Annotated in this window: 18 protein-coding genes; 7 read left to right on the forward strand and 11 right to left on the reverse strand. The window is 67.8% G+C overall.

From position 1 onward, the window contains the following. Positions 1-21: 21 nt before the first annotated feature. Positions 22-936, reverse strand: coding sequence for an alpha/beta hydrolase family protein (locus BLU62_RS23335; RefSeq protein ID WP_074853199.1), 915 nt, complete (start codon positions 934-936; stop codon positions 22-24). Between the two features lie 252 nt (positions 937-1,188). On the opposite strand from BLU62_RS23335, the gene BLU62_RS34965 reads away from it, so the two are divergent. Continuing rightward, the gene (locus BLU62_RS34965; RefSeq protein ID WP_425284581.1) at positions 1,189-1,320 is read left to right on the forward strand and encodes a hypothetical protein; all 132 of its coding nucleotides are present in this window, start codon (positions 1,189-1,191) and stop codon (positions 1,318-1,320) included. Beyond that, positions 1,298-2,290, forward strand: a complete 993-nt coding sequence (locus BLU62_RS23340) for a polysaccharide deacetylase family protein (RefSeq protein ID WP_425284582.1) — start codon at positions 1,298-1,300, stop codon at positions 2,288-2,290. Before BLU62_RS34965 ends, BLU62_RS23340 begins: the two co-directional genes overlap by 23 nt. Positions 2,291-2,324: 34 nt before the next feature. Here BLU62_RS23340 and BLU62_RS23345 read toward each other — a convergent pair whose 3' ends face one another. From BLU62_RS23345 to BLU62_RS23370, 6 genes are all read right to left on the reverse strand, one after another. After that, positions 2,325-3,896 carry a hypothetical protein gene (locus tag BLU62_RS23345; RefSeq protein ID WP_074852273.1) on the reverse strand — a complete coding sequence of 524 codons (1,572 nt, stop codon included), beginning with the start codon at positions 3,894-3,896 and terminating at the stop codon, positions 2,325-2,327. A gap of 97 nt (positions 3,897-3,993) precedes the next feature. Next, positions 3,994-4,830: an HpcH/HpaI aldolase/citrate lyase family protein gene (locus BLU62_RS23350; protein WP_074852274.1), complete on the reverse strand. Its 837-nt coding sequence runs from the start codon at positions 4,828-4,830 to the stop codon at positions 3,994-3,996. Then, positions 4,827-5,990, reverse strand: coding sequence for an acyl-CoA dehydrogenase family protein (locus BLU62_RS23355; protein WP_074852275.1), 1,164 nt, complete (start codon positions 5,988-5,990; stop codon positions 4,827-4,829). The genes BLU62_RS23350 and BLU62_RS23355 overlap by 4 nt, the downstream gene beginning before the upstream one ends. Before the next feature lie 69 nt (positions 5,991-6,059). Further along, positions 6,060-7,439 (reverse strand): MmgE/PrpD family protein, encoded by a 1,380-nt coding sequence (locus tag BLU62_RS23360; protein WP_074852276.1) that lies wholly within the window; start codon positions 7,437-7,439, stop codon positions 6,060-6,062. Next, positions 7,436-8,647 carry a CaiB/BaiF CoA transferase family protein gene (locus BLU62_RS23365; RefSeq protein WP_074852277.1) on the reverse strand — a complete coding sequence of 404 codons (1,212 nt, stop codon included), beginning with the start codon at positions 8,645-8,647 and terminating at the stop codon, positions 7,436-7,438. Before BLU62_RS23365 ends, BLU62_RS23360 begins: the two co-directional genes overlap by 4 nt. Then, positions 8,644-9,201, reverse strand: coding sequence for a MaoC family dehydratase (locus tag BLU62_RS23370; RefSeq protein ID WP_074852278.1), 558 nt, complete (start codon positions 9,199-9,201; stop codon positions 8,644-8,646). The genes BLU62_RS23365 and BLU62_RS23370 overlap by 4 nt, the downstream gene beginning before the upstream one ends. 259 nt (positions 9,202-9,460) lie before the next feature. On the opposite strand from BLU62_RS23370, the gene BLU62_RS23375 reads away from it, so the two are divergent. The 3 genes from BLU62_RS23375 to BLU62_RS23385 all read left to right on the forward strand — a co-directional run bounded on the left by BLU62_RS23375 (position 9,461) and on the right by BLU62_RS23385 (position 14,704). Next, entirely contained in the window at positions 9,461-11,539 is a 2,079-nt protein-coding gene (locus BLU62_RS23375; RefSeq protein ID WP_074852279.1) for a hydantoinase/oxoprolinase family protein, read from the forward strand. A 1-nt stretch (position 11,540) separates the two neighbouring features. Beyond that, positions 11,541-13,361, forward strand: a complete 1,821-nt coding sequence (locus BLU62_RS23380) for a hydantoinase B/oxoprolinase family protein (RefSeq protein ID WP_074852280.1) — start codon at positions 11,541-11,543, stop codon at positions 13,359-13,361. A 107-nt stretch (positions 13,362-13,468) separates the two neighbouring features. After that, positions 13,469-14,704 (forward strand): amidase, encoded by a 1,236-nt coding sequence (locus tag BLU62_RS23385; protein WP_099047880.1) that lies wholly within the window; start codon positions 13,469-13,471, stop codon positions 14,702-14,704. On the opposite strand, the gene BLU62_RS23390 is transcribed toward BLU62_RS23385, so the two are convergent. Next, positions 14,688-15,428 carry a FadR/GntR family transcriptional regulator gene (locus BLU62_RS23390; RefSeq protein WP_074852281.1) on the reverse strand — a complete coding sequence of 247 codons (741 nt, stop codon included), beginning with the start codon at positions 15,426-15,428 and terminating at the stop codon, positions 14,688-14,690. The two genes, BLU62_RS23385 and BLU62_RS23390, sit on opposite strands and share 17 nt — an antisense overlap. A 204-nt stretch (positions 15,429-15,632) precedes the next feature. Between BLU62_RS23390 and BLU62_RS23395 the strand changes: the two genes are divergently transcribed. Then, complete coding sequence (locus BLU62_RS23395) at positions 15,633-16,694, forward strand: FAD/NAD(P)-binding protein (protein WP_244278295.1); 1,062 nt, start codon at positions 15,633-15,635, stop codon at positions 16,692-16,694. 25 nt (positions 16,695-16,719) lie between these two features. After that, a complete protein-coding gene (locus tag BLU62_RS33985; protein ID WP_244278297.1) occupies positions 16,720-16,998 on the forward strand; it encodes a hypothetical protein in 279 nt (92 codons plus the stop codon). 26 nt (positions 16,999-17,024) lie between these two features. Here BLU62_RS33985 and BLU62_RS23400 read toward each other — a convergent pair whose 3' ends face one another. The 3 genes from BLU62_RS23400 to BLU62_RS23410 are packed head-to-tail and all read right to left on the reverse strand — an operon-like array spanning position 17,025 to position 19,173. After that, positions 17,025-17,459: a hypothetical protein gene (locus tag BLU62_RS23400; protein WP_074852282.1), complete on the reverse strand. Its 435-nt coding sequence runs from the start codon at positions 17,457-17,459 to the stop codon at positions 17,025-17,027. After that, the gene (locus BLU62_RS23405) at positions 17,456-18,637 is read right to left on the reverse strand and encodes a globin domain-containing protein (protein WP_074853202.1); all 1,182 of its coding nucleotides are present in this window, start codon (positions 18,635-18,637) and stop codon (positions 17,456-17,458) included. The genes BLU62_RS23400 and BLU62_RS23405 overlap by 4 nt, the downstream gene beginning before the upstream one ends. Positions 18,638-18,651: 14 nt before the next feature. Next, entirely contained in the window at positions 18,652-19,173 is a 522-nt protein-coding gene (locus BLU62_RS23410) for an RrF2 family transcriptional regulator (RefSeq protein WP_074852283.1), read from the reverse strand. Positions 19,174-19,185 lie beyond the last annotated feature (12 nt).

Raw genomic sequence — 19,185 nt, forward strand, 5'->3', positions numbered from 1 at the left:
GTGAGCGATAGCCCCGAGGGGTCAGCCCTTCACCTCGTCGACGTCGTCCAGATCTGCCGCCGAGGCGCCGGTGATGATGTCGAGAACCTTCGGGTACTCGGGCGCGGTCGAGGTCACGACCGAGCCGTGGTTGCCGCCCGGGATCAGCACCGCCGTGGCCTCGCCGCCCTGCTTCACGACGGCGTCGACGTAGCGGCTCGAGTTGACCGACGAGACCATGCGGTCGCCGGTGTTGTGCACGGCGACCACCGGCGTCGACGGATCGATGTTCTGGATGGGGTCGACCATCGTGTATCGCTGCGGCACCTGACGCGGTGTGCCACCGAGGGCGGTCACGATCCGATCGTCGCCATGCGTTGCGGCGTAGACCATGTCGAGAGGACCGGCGAGTGACACCACGCGGGTGGGCCGGAACACCGGCCGCGCACCCACCTCGTCGTCCTCGAGCTTGTGCCGGGTCCCGCCCCACACGGCGAGCTGCGCACCGGCACTGTGTCCGACGACGAGTTCGTCATCGGTGGTGATCTGCGGGAACTGCTTGTCCACCACCGAGACGTGGTCGAGCGCACTCGCGACATCGCGGAAGGTCGTCGGCCACCCGCCACCCGAGCCGACGCGGCGGTACTCGACGTTGTAGACGGCCATGCCACGATCGGCGAGATCGCGTGCGAGCGGCTCGAAGATGTCCGCGCCCAACGCACTCTGCCAGGCGCCGCCGTGGATCAGGACGACGAGCGGGATCGAGTCGATCTTCTGTTCCCCTGCGGGGAGGTACAACTCGGCCCAGTTCTGGTCGCTGTCGGCCTCGCCGGGCGTCGGGTACTCGAACCGATGAACGGTGACCTCGTCGAGGTACTCGACCTCTTCGGTGGTGGTCGTCGTCCCGGTCTCGACCGGGCCCGACGCCGTCGGATCGTCGGCGCTGCACGCCGTCAGTCCCAGACCGGCAACGAGCGCCAGACCCAGAAACCGTAGTGGGACAGGCGACCAGCGGGACCGCCGGGAATCGCTCGAGGTCAATGAAGGCAACAATTCTGTGCCCGCCTTTCCGGCCACAAGGCCATCACGCATCCTGCCGCATAAGGTAAAGCGAAAGTAATGCAGGGGTAATCGATTGGGGATCATGCGCGGAAAGCGAGCGGTCACGGCGCCGATCTTCGCGTCCGTCCTTTCCGTATTCATCGCCGGATGCGCGACGTCGGCGAATTCGGCTGTTCCCGAACCGATACCGAGCATCAGCACAGCGTCGTCGCCGGCTCCGCCGCCACCGCCGACCCGATTGGCGTCGAATGTCCCGATGAAGCGGTTGGCACCGGGTGAGAAGCCCCCGCAGTTCATCCTGTTCTCCTTCGACGGCGTGGGGGTGTCGAAGAACTGGGATCTCTTCCTGCGCACCGCCGCCGAATCCGACGCGAGATTCACCGCGCTCATGACGGGGCTCTACTTCCTCACCGACGCCAAGAAGCGACAGTACCGCGGTCCGGGATACAAACCCGGTGAGGCGGCGATCGCTTTCGGCGGATCGAAGAAGGACGTGATCGAGGAGATCAGGTACCTCAACCGGACCTGGTACGACGGTCACGAGATGGGGACCCATTTCGTCGGCCATTTCTGCGCGGGCACAAAGAATCCTGGCAAGTCGTGGACCAGCGCCCAGTGGCGTCACGAGTTGGCGCAGTTCTTCCGGCTCATGACGCAGTGGCGGGAACTCAACGGGATCCGCACCGGCCCCGACCTCGCATTCGGACCCGAAGCCGTGAAGGGCACCCGGACACAATGCCTCGAGGGATCGATGAAGGCACTGTTCCCCGCGTTGCGCGCTTTCGACTTGATGTGGGATTCGTCGATGCCGGCATCGCGTCCCGGCGTCTACTGGCCGACGAAGATCAACGGCATCTGGGAGTTCCCGATCCCCTACGTCTGGTCGCCCGCCCTGAAGCAACGCCAGACAGCGCTCGACTACAACTTCTGGTACAGCGTCAACAAGGCGACCGACCGGCCCGCCGACCGGGCGCGCATCGCCAAAGTCGTGACGAGTACCTACGACTACATGCTGCGTCGCGCCTACGCGGGCAACCGCGCGCCGCTCGTGATCGCCAACCACCTGAACACCTGGAACGCCAACGCCTTCAACCCGGCGACCGCCGCCTTCATGCGTCGCGCGTGCACCAAGCCGGACGTCATCTGCGCCACCCATCAAGACGTCATCGCGTGGATGGAATTGCAGGACCCCGCGGTTCTGAAGGAGTGGCGTTCGATGGCCCCGGTGGCCGTCGACGCGCACCGCTAGGACACCCCCGCGACGGACGCACCTGACGGCGCGATCACCTGACCGTCAGGGGCACCGCCGTGGTGGACCCACCGGCACGCACCGTCGCGGTCAGCGGGGTCCACCCCGTCCAGAGATTCACCGGCACATCGAGCTTCGCGCCCGGGCGGAGGGTCACCGGAGTCTGAGTGACCGCGCTTCGGTCGGCGATGGTGTCGCTGCGTTCGACCGCGACCCGGAACTTCTGCGCACGACCTTCGGTCTGCACGGTCACGCCGACGGGTGAGGTGGCACCCACCGAGACCGACGATCCCGGACCGATCGCGAGCTGTGAGGTCTCGGTCGAGACCGAACGCAGCGAATCCTCGGTCGCGACCTCGAACTCGGCGGTCGTCGGTGCCGATGAGGTCACCCGGATCGCGTGGCGGACGGGATCGATGTCGAGCGCCGACGTCGCGCCCGCGGGCACCTCGAGGTCCCCGACCGCCACTGCGCCACCGGCGCTCAGCGCGGTGGCCGTGATGTCCGCGGTACGTCCCGCATCGACGCCGTCGACGACGATCCTGAACTTCTTGCCCGCCGGCACGGTGAATCGGGCCGTGTTGTCGTTGTTGAACAGGATCTGCTGCTCCACACCGGGAATCGGATTCCCGGACAGGTCGGTGACACGGGCGTCCCAGTCGACGTCCCCGGCACCCCTGGCCGAACCGTTGGTGTCGGACACCACGACGACGGTGTCGTCGGTGCGCAGGTCCGGATCCTGATGACGCGCCAGGACCTTGGACAGCGGGACCAGCATCATCTTGTTCTTCTGCGAGCCCTGGAACAGCATCGTCGGCTCGGATGGGTTGGTCGCGGTCGAGTAGTACCAGGTGTCCGCGGCGGGGTCGACGACCACCATCTTCTCGGTGCCCGGGAAGTTGTTGTCGTAGACCACGATCCCGCGCTTGCCGTCACCGAGGTCGCGGAGGGCGATCGGATTGATCGCATGCCCGGCCGACTTCTCGTCGTCGGTGTAGATGGCGAGAATGTAGTTGTCGTTGCGCGACCATGCGGTACGGAGCTTCGACAGGGCCTGCGGCACCGAGACCTCGGAGGCCGCGAGATCCGTGGGAGGGAAACCCTGGGTGATGAACATCCGGGCGATCAACTCGTCGAGCGGCCCCGACGCGGGCATGCTGTAGACGCTCTGTCCGGGCAGCGCCAACGGGAACTGGCTCAGCCGCTTCGTGTTGTACAGACCCGCCAGCGCCGCCATGCCATAGCAGTGGCCACCGGTCATCGACTCGTTGAACTCTTCCTGGACGAGCTCGGCGACTGTGGTGGGCGAGCAGATGCCGAGCACGATGCGGGCGCACACCTCGTCGCCGAAGACCGCGCGCATGCCCTCGATGGTGAGGCCGCGTCGGTGCAGGGCGTCGTTGGCTCCCCAGTTCTCGAAGGAGAAACCGTCACGTTTGACGTTGAACCCCGAATGGGCGACGACCTTCCCGGCCTGTGGGTTCACCACGGGTGCGGCGTCAGACGCTCCGGCCCCCGCCACCGCGAACGTCGCCGAGATTGTCACCGCGAGTGCCGCAACCAGCGGACGCGTCGAACGTCGAGAATGGCTCAGGCCTTTGCGCATTGCTAAACATTAGCGGACAAAACAGGCAACCTGAGCAGTTCCTGAGAAGACCTCGGCCCTTTTCGGCAACATGTCACAGAAATGTCGTTCTCGGCGATCAGACCCGGCGAGCCAGGGTCCTTCGCGCGATCCGGGCGACCGCCTCGTCGATTAGTCGCCCCGCACTGTCGGTCGCCGCTCCATGCCCGGCGGCGTCGAACGCTGCCAGCACGTCGACCGCGGTGTCCACCTCGGACGCGGTCGGTGCGAGACCGGCACGTGCGGGCCCGATCTGGCGCGGGTGGATGCACGCGCGACCGAAGAAGCCGAGACCGGTGAGTCGCCGGGTCTCGGTCTCGAACGACTCGGGGTCGTCGATCACGGGCGATGCCGCCGCGAGGGGTGGCCGGATCCGTGCCGCTGCCGAGGCGGCCACGACTTGCGATCGTGCCCAGAGTAATTCGTCGCCGACGACCGGCGTGACCCCGAGGTCCGCGGCCAGGTCGACCTCACCGATCTGCACGAACTCGACCCGGGGACCCGCGGCGATCGCCGGTGCATTCACCAGTCCGGCACCTGTTTCGATCAGCGGTGAGACCGGTGTCGGCGGACGCCCCTCCTGGGCTTCCAGATCGGTGAGTATCCGGTCCACGCGTTCCAGGGTCGCGCGATCATCGCACTTGGGCAGCCAGATGCCGTCGGCACCGCACCGGACCGCCATGGTCAGGTCGTCGAGAAGTTCGGCACCCGGGTTCACCCGCACCCATGCGGGAACACCGGGCCGGTCGCGGCGCTCGAGCCAGGTGCCCACCGCGATGCGCGCGGAGTCCTTGGCCGCCAGCGGCACCGCGTCCTCGAGGTCGAGGACCACGGCGTCGGTACCGGAGGCGATCGCCTTGCCGAAACGTTCGGGCCGGTCGCCCGGTACGTACAGGTAGATCAGCGCCGAACTCATCCGACGGTGACGGTCCCGTTGACGAGTGCCTTGGCGATGACGGTCCGCATGATGTCGTTGGTGCCCTCACCGATCGACATCAGCGGCGCGTCGCGGTAGTACCGCTCCACGTTGAACTCGGTCGAGTAGCCGTAGCCACCGTGGATCCGCATCGCCTCCAGGCTCGCGGTGATCGCGGTCTCCGAGGCGAAGTACTTGGCCATGCCCGCCTCCCCGTCGACGCGTGCACCCGAATCCGCCTTCGCGGCAGCCCAATACGTCATGAGACGGGCGGCCTGCAACTGAGTGGCGATGTCGGCGAGCTTGAGCTGGATCGCCTGGAAGTCCGAGATCGGCTTGCCGAAGGCGGTCCGCTCGCGGGAGTAGTTGAGCGCCGCGTCGTACGACGCCTGCGCGATGCCGACGCTGCGGCCGGCGATGTTGAGGCGGCCGATCTCCAGCCCGGACAGCGCCTGCTGCATGCCGCGGCCCTCGACCCCGCCGAGCAGCGTCGACGCCGGCACCCGCACCTCGTCGAGGAAGATCTCGCACGATTCGGTGCCCTTGTAGCCGAGCTTGCCGAGGTCGCGCTGGACCTCGAAGCCGGGAGTCGTGGTGTCGACGAGCAGGATGCTCATGCCCTTGTGCGCCGGCGAGGCCGACGGGTCGGTCTTGACCAGGACGGGAAGCACATTGGCGTGGCGCGCGTTGGTGATCCACGTCTTGGTGCCGCGGATGACGTAGTCGTCGCCGTCGCGGGTGGCGGTGGTCTTGATGCCTTGCAGGTCGGTGCCCGCTCCCGGTTCCGTCAGTCCGATGCCGGTACGGCATTCACCGCTCGCCAGCCGGGGCAGCCACTGCTGCTTCTGCTCCTCGGTGCCGTGCCGCGCGATCATCCAGCACGCCAGGTTGTGACTGCCCAGGATGCCGGCGATTCCCATCCAGCCGCGGGCGATCTCCTCGTAGACGAGAGTGAAGGACACCATGTCGAGGTCGAGTCCGCCGTACTCCTCCGGCGTGGTGATCCCGAACAAACCCATGTCCCGCAATCGCGAGACGATCTCCGTGGGATAGCGACCCTCGCGCTCCCATTCGTTGGCGACCGGGATGATCTCCTTGTCGACCAGCTGGCGGAGCGCCGACCGGAAGTCGCGCTGTTCCTCGGTGAAGCTGAAATCCATTGCGTGATCCTTGATCTGAGAGGTGAGCCGTGTCGGGCATCCGGCCCGACGCTCGGCGAGAGAGGTCGGTCAGCCGACGAGGGTGGCCGCGAGTGCCGGGATCTGCTCAACGGACTGCGCGTCGCGCAAACCGAAGACGGCTTCGATGAGTGCCTCGGAGGCCTTTCCCCCACCGCCGTTGCCCCGGAACTTCTCGGCGACCGCGGCGTCGTCCATCGGCCGGCCGGAAGTGCCTCGGCTGCAGGGAACCTCGCCGACGAGCCGGGTGGCGTCCTCGAGGGTGATGACCGCCCGCCCGGCGGCGGCGGCGGCCGGGCGGTCATCGGGTACCGGAACGACCTCGACGAGTCCGGCGGTGGCGGCCACCTCGGGTCGGACGATCGAGTCGTCGGCGTAGGTGTCGACCGTGACCGCTCCGTCGTGGACGAGTGCGGCGACACTCCACGGCAGGTCGAACTTCGCGTCGTAGACGCTGCGCGGGCTGCGGGTTCCGGTTCCCGGGCCGCAGACGATGTCCACGCTGTCGGGATGGACGTCGACGCTGATGGCGGCGATGCGCGACGCCGACACCTCGGTGCCCGATCGCGCGGCCTCGGCCAGGGCCTGCGTCACCGCATCGAGCGAGGCGTGCATGAGCTGACAACTCGGGTACGGCTTGATGCCGATCCCGGCACTCTCCCAACGAGTTCCGAGATCAGCGACGATCACGTCGGGATCGACGTCGCGGTCGGCGAGCGCTCGGTAGAGACCCCGCCTGCCCTCCAGCACCGACTCCGGGCCGCTGGCCCCGGCCAGCGCCAGGCGTGCGGCGAGGACACCGCTGAAACCCGCGTTCCCCGGATGCAGGACCTTGGTGTTGGCGCCCGTGTCGAGGAACTCGAGCAACCCGCCCGACGACGACGCCGCGACACCGATCGCATCGGTGAGGCGATCGGCGTCGGCGCCGTACAGCAGACCGGCGGCGACGGCACCGGCGAGGGGGCCGACGACGGCGGTCGCATGGAGGCCGCGTGCGTGGAAGCCGTGCGGTGCGGCCGCGCCGAGTCGACAAGCGATCTCCAGGCCCGCCACCAGCGCGGTCACCGTCTGCGCACCGGTCGCGCCGACTTCCTCGGCGACGGCCAGGACGGCCGGCGCCACGACCGTCGTCGGATGCACGAGCGCACCGGCATGGGTGTCGTCGAAGTCCAGTGCGTGCATCAGCACCCCGTTGGCGAAGGCCGCCGCGGGAGCCGAGATGGCCTCGGAATCACCGAGCGGATGGGCCTGCGCCGGGCCGCCGAGCCCACGGGCTACGGACAGTCCGGGGCCGCCCTGGTCGAGTCGACGGGCTCCGATCGCGTTGCCGATCCCGTCGAGCAGATGCCGCACCGCGGCCCGCCGGGTGACGTCGGGGATGTCGTCGATGTCGAGGCCCGCGGCCCAGGTCGCGAGGCGGCGGGCGGTCACGGCGTGGCCTGTGCGATCGATCCGAAGGCGCCGGCGTCGACGAGACCGCTGACGTCCTCTGCGCTGTAGCCGAGCAGTTCCATCACCTCGTCGAAGTTCTCGTTGCGGCGGGGAGCCCGACGATACTCCGCGGGTTCGTTGCCGAAGCGCACCGGTGAGGTGACCTGACGGACCTCGCCCCACACCTCGTGGTCGGTGGTGGCGATGAGCCCGCGCGCCAGGGTGTGCTCCTCGGTCAGCGCCTGCTCGACGTCGTTGATGGGACCCGTCGGCACACCCGCCTCGGTCAGCAACGACACCCAGTGATCGACCGTCGACTCGGCGAATCGCTTCTCCAGCAACGGCAGCAGTTCGTCCTTGTGCTTGCCGCGGGCCGCGAAGTCGGTGAACCGCGGGTCGTCGAGCAGCTCGGCGAGGCCGATGGCCTCGGCCAGCCGCACCCAGAACTTCTCCTTGGCACAGCCGACGACGAACCAGCCGTCGGAGGCCTCGAAGGCCTGGAACGGCACCAGCGAGGGATGCGCGGAGTTCTTCGTGCGGCCCGGACGGTAGCCGGCGTTGAGGTGCCAGGCGGCCGGGTAGGTGAGCATCGAGATGGCGGTGTCGTAGAGCGAGACGTCGCAGTCACCGCCGATCCCGTCTCGCCGGGCGGCGTGCAGACCCGCCATCAGGCTGAGCGCGGCGACATAGCCGCCACAGAAATCGACAAGGGAGAGACCGGATTTGGTGGGCGGACCGTCGGGATCGCCGGTGAGGTCCATCCACCCGGCCAGGCCCTGCAGGATGTAGTCGTAACCGGGCTGCTTGGCCCGGGGACCGGTCATGCCGAACCCGGTCAGACTGCAGCAGACGATGGCCGGGTTGAGGTGCTTGAGGTCGTCGTAGGTGATCTTGATCTTCGCCGGGACGTCGCCGCGCAGGTTCGAGTAGACCGCGTCGCTGGTGCGGACGAGATCTTCGAAGACCTTGCGTCCGCCGGGGGTTCCGAGGTCCAGCGACAGGCTGCGCTTGTTGCGGTTGAAGGTCTCGAAGAACAGCGAGTCCTCACCCTTGTTGTAGGGCGGAACGTAGCGCCCGACGTCGCCGCCGGAGGTCGGCTCCTCGATCTTGAGCACGTCGGCACCGAGGTCGGCGAGGTGGACGCTGCCGAAGGGGCCGGCACCGTACTGCTCGACGGCGATGATCCGGACGTCCTCGAGCGGCCTCATCGGGTGACCTCGGCGGATACCGGAGCCGTCAGCTCGGCCAGGGAAGGTCCTTTGACCTCGGGGAAGTAGTTCTGCCCGATGCCGCTCTCGCGGGTCGCGACCATCACCGAACGCTTCCACGAGATCACGACCTCGCCGTCCTGGTTGATGCCCCGAGTGGTCATCGACACGATGCCCGCGTAGGGCCGCGACTTGGACTGCCGCAGGTCGGTGCAGATGCTCTCGGCGTAGATCGTGTCGCCGACGTACACCGGATGCTGGAGCTTGACGTCGGTGAACTCCAGGTTGGCCACGGCGTTCTGACTCATGTCGATCACCGACAGCCCGAGTACCAGCGCGATGGTCAGCCCCGAGTTCACGATCACCTTGCCGTCGGTGATGGGATTCGTCCGTGCGAGGTGCTCGTTGAAGTGGTTCTGGTTGGTGTTCATCGACAGGCAGGTGATCCATGCGTTGTCGGTGTCGGTGATCGTGCGGCCCATCGGGTGCTGATAGACGTCGCCCACGACGTAGTCCTCGAAGAAGCGTCCGAGTGTGGCGGGATGGGTGGTCAATGGTCCTCCTCCAAGGCTGCGGCGTCGTCGTCGAAAAGCACACGCCGTGATGTGGCCCACCATAAACATCAGATCTTTAACCCGTCAAGGCGGTGATCCAGCCGTGTATAGCCTGAGAATCTGCTCAAGAGTTGCTCAAACCTCCGATGTATTGCATCATTCTTCCGAGCGCAGCTATGGCTCAGATCACTCCCGTCACCGGATGGGGCGCACCGATCCGACGTCGGGGTGGCGGCACGAAAAGAGGAAGCGAGTTTCGATGAAGCGAATCGGCGTGGATGTGGGCGGTACGTTCACCGACCTGGTCCTGTGGGACGACGACGGGACGGTGACGGTGCACAAGACGCCGTCGACGAACCACGATCCCTCGATCGGCACGATGGACGGGATCGAGGTGCTCGCCGAACGCGCGGGCATCGACGTCGCGGACATCGAGATGTTCTTCCACGGGACCACCGTGGCCACCAACATCGTGCTCGAGCACAACGGCAGCGACGTCGGCATGATCACCACCGACGGCTTCCGCGACCTCCTGCACATCGCGCGTAAGAAGCGCCCCCTGAACTACTCCAACTACCAGGATCTGCCCTGGCAGAAGTGGCAGCTGGTGCCGCGCCGCAACCGGCGGACCGTCGCCGAGCGGATCGACGCCGCCGGCAACGTGCTGACCCCGCTCGACGAGGATGCCGTCCGCCGCGAGGTCGCTCTTCTCCGCGAACGCAAGGTCGAGGCGATCGCCGTCGCCTTCCTGCACGCCTACCGCAACCCGACCCACGAGCAGCGGGTCCGCGAGATCATCGCCGAGGAGTACCCCGGCGTCTTCGTGTCGCTGTCCAGCGACGTCGCCAGCCAGTACCGCGAGTACGAGCGTTTCTCGACCACCGCCCTCAACGCCTTCGTCGGACCCAAGACCTCCCGGTACATCGAGAACCTGGCCGGCAAGGCCAAGGCCGCGCAGGTCGGCGAGGACGTCCACCTGATGACCTCGGCCGGCGGTCTGGTGACCTCGCGCAGCGCCGGCGAGGTCCCCGTCTCGCTGCTGACCAGCGGCGTCGTCGCCGGCCTGCTCGGCGGCTGCTTCATCGGCCGCGCCTCGGGATACCCGAGCGTCATCACCCTCGACGTGGGCGGCACCTCGGCCGACATCGGTGTCGCGCCCGACGGCAAGCTGCGCATGAAGCATCTCCTCGACACCCGGATCGGCGACTACCACGCAATGGTCCCGATGGCCGAGGTCGACACCATCGGCGCCGGCGGCGGCTCGATCGCCAGCATCGACGAGGGCGGCATGTTCCGCGTCGGACCGCGCAGCGCAGGAGCCATGCCCGGGCCCGCCTGCTACAACCGCGGCGGCACCGAACCCACCTCGACCGACGCCATGGTCGTCATGGGCTGGCTGGGCGCCGACAGCTTCCTGTCGGGAACCATGGAGGTCAAGCCGGAGCTCGCGACCGAGGCGGTCAAGACCCACATCGCCGACAAGCTCGGCGCCGATCTCGATCACGCCGCGATGGGCATCTTCCAGATCCTCGCCCACTCGATGACCGAGGCCATCTCCCTGCACTCGGTGCGCAAAGGCTATGACCCACGCGAATTCTCGCTGGTCGCCGAGGGCGGCGCCGGACCGCTGTACGCCTGGCAGATCGCCGAGCACCTGGGCATCCCGCGGGTCATCGTCCCCGGCCATCCGGGCATCACGTCGGCCGTCGGCCTGCTGACCACCGACGTGCGCTACGAGGTTCCGACCACCGTGTGGACCTCGTCGGCCGAACCCGATCTCGACCTGCTGACTCGCGAGATGGACCGGCTCTCCGAGCAGGCCGTCGCCCAGCTGCGCGCCGACGGCATCTCCGAGGACGACATCACTCTCGAGCGCAGCGTCGACTGCCGTTATGTCGGACAGGGTTACGAGCTCCGTGTGCCCGCGCCCGACGGCGAGATCACCGCCGACTGGGTCGAGCAGACCGCGGCCACCTTCCACGAGGTGCACGGCCGTACCTACTCGCAGCGATTCGACGACAAGCCGGTCCAGCTGGTCAACATCCGGGTGACCGGTGTCGGAGCCGTCGAGCACATCCGCATCGCCGAGATCGAGAAGGGTGGCGCCGACGCGTCGGGCGCCATCAAGTCGACCACCCAGGCGCTGTTCTGGAAGAACGACTCCGCGGACCCCGAATGGGTCGAGACCCCCGTCTACGACCGCGCACTGTTCAAGGCGGGCAACACCTTCGAGGGCCCGGCCATCGTCCAGCAGTTCGACTCGACGACCATCGTCGGTATCGGACAGAAGGCCACGGTCGACGCCGTGGGCCACATCATCATCGAGAGGAGCGCCTGAGATGGCGAAGACCCTGATGCCCACCGACGGCGTCTCCCTTGCCGCCGAGGCCAATCGGACCTGGAACACCGTCGAGGTCGATCCGATCACCCTGCGCGTCATCGGTGGCGCGCTGAACTCGATGGCCAAGGAGATGGCCCAGGTCCTCTACCGCATGGCCTACTCGAGCCTGATCCGCGAGTCCGAGGATCTCGGCGCCGGCATCTTCGACGTCAACGGTCGCGAACTGTGCGAGTCGGATTCGACTCCGATGCACTGTGGTTCGATCCCGGCCTACATCCGCGGGGTCAACCGCAAGCTCGCCGGGACGTACAAGCCGGGTGACGTGATCCTGCACAACCACCCCTACCACGGTGCGGCCCACTCCCCCGACTACGGCGTGATCATCCCGATCTTCTGGGAGGGTGAGCACATCGGCTTCGCCGGGTGTACCGGTCACGTCTCCGACATCGGCGGCAACTTCCCCGGCCTGTGCATGGACGTCGTCGACGTCTGGGCCGAGGGCAAGCTGATGGACTCCATGAAGATCTACGACGGCGGCGTCCGCAACGACATGCTGATCCAGCACATCCTGGACAACGTGCGTACGCCGGAGCAGAACCGCGGCGACCTCGAGGCCCTCATCGCCTGCTCGCGCATCGGTGAGAAGCGGTTCGTCGAACTGCTCGAGAAGTACGGTCTCGACGTCGTCATGAGTGCCGCCGACCGGTGGATGGACTACTCGGAGGAGATGCTGCGCAGCCGCATCCGGGACATCCCCAACGGCAGCTACGAGGCTCCGATCGGCTACCTCGACGACGACGGCAAGAACCGCGGTGTCCCGCTGAAGGTCGCGGTGCGTGTGCAGATCGAGGACGAGGACGTCCTCATCGACCTCACCGGTTCCAACGACCAGGTGCCGACGGCGTTCAACGTGCCCTTCGAGGGTTCGGTGCTCCCGGTCGCGGTGAGCGCGATCCGCACCATCCTCCTCGATGAGCACCTCACCGAGGAGTTCGTCCCGCAGAACGACGGTTGTTTCCGTCCGGTGCGTGCCTACGCACCCGAGGGAACCATCTTCAACCCGGACTTCCCGGCGTCGTGCTTCGCGCGTTTCTCGCAGGTCAACCGCATCTTCGACTCGATCAACCTGGCGCTCGCGCCGGTGCTGCCGGAGCGGGCGATCGCCGGCTCGTCGGCGGCCCTGTGCGCCATCGCCTACTCCGGTCTCGCGGAGGACGGGGAGTCGTACTGGGTCTACATCGAGATCAACGAGGGTTCCTACGGTGCACGCAACGGCAAGGACGGCATGGACGCCGTCGACGCCCTGATGGCCAACACCCGCAACAACCCGATCGAGGAACTCGAACTCAACCACGCCATGCGCGCCGAGCGTTACGAGCTGCGTGACGAGTCGCCGGCTCCCGGCCAGTGGCGCGGCGGCATCGGCAGCGTGCGTACCTGGTACATGGAGACCGACACCTTCCTGGGCTCGGAGGCCGACAACCGCAGCGACCCGCCCGCGGGTGCGCTCGGCGGCGGCGACGGTGCGTCGGGATCGTTCATCCGCAACCCCGGCACGCCCGAGGAAGAGGTGTTGTTCTCGAAGGTCACCCAGGAGGTCATCCATGAGGGTGAACGTCTGGAGATCCGGATGCCGTCGGGTGGCGGTTTCGGTGACCCGTTCCTGCGCGACCCGTTCGCCGTGCTGTCCGACGTGTGGGACGAGTACCTCACGGCCGACGAGGCGCGCCAGGACTACGGTGTGGTCGTGAACACCGACAACTGGACCGTCGACGCAGAGGCCACCGAGCAGCTGCGCGCGTCCCGGGTGGCGTCCTGACCAGTGATCTCGGAGGGGCCGGCGATTCCAGCGCCGGGAGCGAAGCGAGCGGGCTGAGTGTCGCTGTCGCCGGCCCCTCCGGCATCTCCGGAGCTTCCACCGCCGAGGTGGTTTCCGTCGCCGAGCGGCTCAACACGGTCATCTCCTGGGTGCCCGAGGAGCTGCGGGTCGATCCTTCCGGGGCGCGGGGCCCCCTGGCGGGTGTCCGCGTGGGCGTGAAGGACAACATCGAGGTCGGCGGGGTGCGGTCCACCTGTGGTTCGGAGTTCTTCGCCGACCGTGTGGCGACCGACGACGCCGCGTGTGTCGGTGCCCTCAAGCGCGCCGGGGCGGTGATCACCTCCACGCTGAACCTCGCGGAGTTCGCCGTCGGCGTCACGAGCCAGAACTCGGCGTCGGGCGGTCCGGTGAATCCCTGGGACGCCCGACGCGTACCGGGTGGCTCGAGCGGCGGTTCAGGTGTCGCCGTCGCCGCGGGGATCGTCGACGTGGCGCTGGGCACCGACACCGGCGGTTCGATCCGGTTGCCCGCCGCATGCTGCGGGGTGACCGGTCTGCGACCGTCCATCGGTGTGCTGGACATGTCCGGGATCTTCCCCGTCAGTGCGGATTTCGACACCGTCGGACCGCTGGCCCGCACGGCCACCCGGGTGCGGGAGACATTCGCGGTGCTCGCGGGTTCGGATCCGACGCCCGCGGACACCGGCGCCCTGACGGTTGCGGTGCCGCGGCCGTTCGTCACCGGCGACGTCGATCCCGCCATCGCCGACGCCGTCACCGAGACCGTCGAACTCATCCGGGGACTGGGTCACCGGGTTGTGGAATACCCGGTGCCACACAGTGACTCGGCGCAGGATGTGGTCTACACACTGATCTATTCGGACCTGGCGCGCATCCACGGCGAACGACTGCGCGACGAGCCCTCCCTGTTCCAGGCGGCGACCCGCGAGCGGATCTCCCTCGGACTGGGCATCTCCGACGAGCAGCGGGCGGCTGCTGTTCGACAGCGGGACGTGTTCCGGTCGGCGATGGCCGAGATGTTCCGGGACGTGGACGTCGTGCTCACCCCCGCGATGCCGGTGGATGTGCCGGAGATCGGCGTCGGGGAAGCAGTCGTGGCGCAGGCCCGGCGAATGGGACAGCTGACGTATCCGTGGTCGTTGCACGACGGCCCGACGCTGGCGCTGCCGGTCGGTGTGCATCCGTCCGGTATGCCCATCGGTGCACAGTTGACTGCGGCGAGACTGGGCGAGGGGACCCTCTTCGCGCTGGCCGAGCAGGTGCAGGAGCACAGCGAATGGCATCTCCGGCTCCCGCCCGTGCGCGTCAGTTCGGGCGTCTGAGCAGGTCCATCTGCTTGTAGACGTCGCCGAGGTGGTCGAGGTGCCGGCGCATGAGGGTCATCGCCGTCATGGAGTCCCGGCGCTCGACCGCCTCGAGGATCGCGCGGTGATCCTCGTCGACGCATCGCCAGAACCCTTCCGGCGCGACGTCGCGGCTGAAGCGGCTGCCGATGACCCGGAACACCGGGACGGTGATGAGGTCGAGGAGCGGGTTGTCCGCCGCCCGCAGCAGAATCCGGTGGAACTCCTGGTTGTTGGCGTAGACCTCCGGACCGACACCCTCCGAGAGATCGAAGATGGTGGCGCGCAGCTCTTCCAGATGGGTATCGGTGTGGCGGTAGGCGGCGACTCCGGCGGCGGGCACCTCGGTGAGCTGCCGGACCTCCATGAGCTGATCGACGGTCACCCCTTCGGCTGCGGCCAGAAGGGTGACTCCCGCTTCGAGGTTCGCACTCAACTGACCGATGTCCGGTGTGGCGACGAATGTCCCGCCGGTCACCCCGCGCGTGGTGTGCACCAGGTTCTCGCTGGCGAGCGTCCGGATGGCCTCTCGCACCGTGCTCTGCCCGACGCCGAACTCGGCGCGGAGTTCGGTGTCGGGCGGCAGACGGGTACCCGGGGTCAGCTCACCGGCGAGGATCCGTACACGAAGCGCGTCGGCGACGATCTCGTACGCCGGGCGTCGTCCGGATTTGTTCGTTCCGGGCTGATTCGCTTCTGTCACAACATGATCCGATCTTCATGGGTTCGCTCTAAACTACCAGATCAAGACGAAGACCACGGCAGAGCGAGGTGATCGCGGACACTGGTGACCTGTCCTCTACCAACCCCTGGCACGTCTGCGGTAAGAAGTACCGGTGCTCCGAATGCGTCCCCGTCCACGAAGCGGTTCCGCCTGTTCCCGCGCCGTCGGCGCCGGTGTCGGCTGATGCGCATTATCGTGGTCGGCGCGGGTGCCGCCGGGTCTCTGGTCGTGTTCCATCTGGCTCGTCTGGTGGCCGCCGATGACCGGGCCGAGCCGCTCGAGGTCGTCGTCGTGGACCCGATCGACCAGGTCGCGGGTCCCGCGTTCGGCACCACGGATCCTGCCCACTTGCTGAATGTCCCCGCGTCCGGGATGTTGGTGGACCCGGATGAGCGGTTCGACTTCGTGGACTGGTGCCGTGCCGAGGGGTTCGTGGGCGGCGACGAGGCGCACTACTTCTTCGCACCGCGCGCACAGTGGGCGCGCTATCTGCGGACCCGGCTGGCGGAGGCACGCGATCGGGCCGGCGAACGGTTGAGTGTCCGGTTCGTGCGTGACGGTGCCGTCGGCGTCGCCGTCGTCGGCGCGGGAGTTCGGGTGACCACGGCGGACGGAACCGTCCTCGACGGCGACCGGCTGGTGCTCGCAACCGGACTACCGGGTGTCGGGAACGGCTGGGCGCCGTGCGACCTGAGTGACCAGCCTCGCTACATCGCCAACCCCTGGATGCCCGTCGCCCTCGGACCCGTGCTGGCCGACGACGGGGACGTTCTCGTGATCGGCACCGGCCTCACCATGGTCGACGTCGCGATCAGCCTGCTGAAGTCCGGCGACGACCGTCGCGTGGAAGCCATCTCGCGCGGCGGCCGACTCCCCCGGCGCCACGCCGACTCCTATCTCGGCGAAGTCGTCCCCGACACCGCGACGGAGGGCGACAACCTCGATGAGATCCGCGCCGCCGTCGCCACACATGTGGCGAGAATCGAGCGGCTGCTGGGTAACTGGCGTCCCGGCGTCGACGGTGTCCGCTACCGGATCGCCGAATTGTGGGGCCGCCTCGACGAGGCGGATCGTCGTACTTTCGTCCGCGACCTCGCCGGTGACTGGGGCGTGCGTCGCCACCGGATGCCACCGTCGAGCGGCGCCCTGGTCGACGAGGCCCGGCGGACGGGCCGTCTCGTCGTGCGGTCCGGGCGGATCACGGGTCGACGCCGTTGCCGGTGGCCTCACCGTCGCGACCGGTGAGGACGAACGCACCTACTCCTGGATCGTGAACTGCACCGGCCCGCAGTCTGACCTACGGCGCCTCGGTAATCCCGTGCTGGACTCGATGTTCGACGCCGGCCTGGCGACGACCGACCCGCTCGGTCTGGGCCTGATCACCGACGACGGGCGTGTTCTCGACGCCGAGGGCCGGCCGGGTCCGATCCGCACACTCGGATCGTTGCGTCGCGGTGAACTCTGGGAGACCACCGCCGTCCCCGAGATCCGTATGCAGGCAGAGCAATTGGCCACGTCCCTCATCGGTGACACGGGTGGTCACCGATGAGGGACGTGTAGCCGGATTCGCTCGTGTCAGGTCGCGCTGACGAGTACCGCCGTGCCGAGCCAGATCAGCGCGGCCACCTTGATCACCTCGACGGCGACGTAGACGAGATGCGCTGGACTACGCGGACCCTCGTGTCCGGCGAGCACCGCGTCGGACCGCTTGGTGAGCGCGGGCCGGACCGCGACGAGCTGAACGCCCAGGGCAGCGATCGCAACACCTGCGGTGGTCGGCACTGCCACCCCGGGCCACGAGCCGAGCACCAGTGCGATGAGGATGGCGACCGCCCAGACGACCTCCGCGGCATTGAGGGCACGGAAGACCAGTCGGCCGATCCCCAGACCGATCGGCAGGGTCACACCCGGCGCCCGGAACTTCAGCGGCGCCTCCAGGAACGAGATGGCGAAGACCATGCCGAGCCACACGAAGGTCAGCGCGGCGACGACCGCCCCGGCGGTGGTCATCGAGCACTCGACCGCAGGAGTTCCGGACCGAAGGTCTCGTAATGGATTCGGCTCTCCGCGACGTCGCGGCCGAGGAACTCCTCACGCATCGAGGACAGGAATCCGGTGGGGCCACAGAGCATCACATTCGACTCGGGGTGCACCTCGACATTGTCCAGCGACATCTGGCCCACCCGGACCGAATCGGAGACGATGTGCGGCGAGGTGTTCTCGTACCACTGGATGAGCTGACCGGTCGGCAGCGAGTCCACCAGCGCGGCAAGCATTCCGCGATGCGGCTGGCGGTCGCGGGAACGGTCGGCGTGCAGGACCGTCACCGGTCGCGCGTCGCCCTTCTCCGCCAGCGCGGTCAGCAGGCCGATCACCGGCGTGCACCCGATCCCGGCCGAGGCCAACAGCAGCGGCGCGTCGTCGTCGGGCAGGACGAGATCGCCGAACGGAGTGCTGACCCGCAGGGTGTCGCCCTCGAAGACGTTCTCGTGCAGATGGGCCGAGACCTCACCCGCGAGCTTGACGCTGAAGCGCCACCGGGCGTCGGCGGGCGAGCCGGTCAGGCTGTACTGGCGAATCTGCTGGGCACCGTCGCGCAGCGAAACCTGAACCGAGATGTACTGGCCGGGACGAAACTTCGGGAGATCGCCGTCGTCGGCGGCGAGCGTGAGGGCGATCGTGTCCGGCGAGACCTGGACGCGGTCGGTGACCCTCACCTCGCGCCACACCTGGCCGGGTTCGACACCCGCGGCGGCATAAAGGTCGGCTTCGGAGGTGATGAGCAGGTCCGCCATGTCCCAGTACAGCTGGTCCCAGGCGTCGGCGACCTCGGGCGTGACGGCGTCGCCGAGGACCTCCACGATGGCGGCGAACAGGTGCTGGTGGACGACCTTGTACTGATCTGCGGTGACGCCCAGCGAGGCATGCTTGTGCGCGATCCGATCCAGGATGAACCGTTGACGCCGGATGTCGGGCTCGAGCTGGAGACGCGCGAACGCGGCGACCGAGCCGGCGAGGGCCTGCGGCTGTTCCCCGGACTTCTGGTGGGTCCGGTTGAACATGTTGTCCAGCAGGGTCGGATGCGCGTCGAACAATCCGCGGTAGAACCGCGGGGTGATCTCCGGAAGAGCTCCTTCGACGGCAGGCAGGGTCGCCGCGAGAGTGGCGCGTTGGGTGTCGGACAGCATGAGAACTCCTTTGTTCACTTGCTCATCGGGTGAGATTCTCCGGCGTCTGGCCGGAAGTCGTTGTCACCGTGCGGGGGTCGCGTCGACAGCGACAGCAGCACCGCGGTCGTCGGCTCGCCGGCGAGGTCGGCGACGGTTTCCGAGTCGAGGCTGTCGTAGAAGGCGGCGACCGCGCGGGCGAGTGCTCCTCGGAGATGACACCCGCGGCGGAGCGGGCACGGCTGCGGACCTTCGCAGTCGACGACCTCCCCGTCACCTTCGAGGGATCGGGCGAGCCAGCCCACGCGCGCTTGTCGTCCGAGATCGGTGATGGTCAGACCACCGGCCCGACCACGGCGCGCGTGGACGACGCCCATCTCCGACAGCCTGCCGACGACTTTGGCGACATGCGTGTACGGGACGGCGAGCTCCGCCGCGAGATCCTTCGTGGTGAGAGATGTTGCAGCCCCCGGCTGTTCACCGACCGACTGTTCACCGGCGGCGGCGAGTCGCATCACGACCCGGAGGCCGATGTCGGTGAAGCGTGTCAGCTGCATGCGGCAAGTGAA

Source organism: Gordonia westfalica, from assembly GCF_900105725.1.
Taxonomy (GTDB): domain Bacteria; phylum Actinomycetota; class Actinomycetes; order Mycobacteriales; family Mycobacteriaceae; genus Gordonia; species Gordonia westfalica.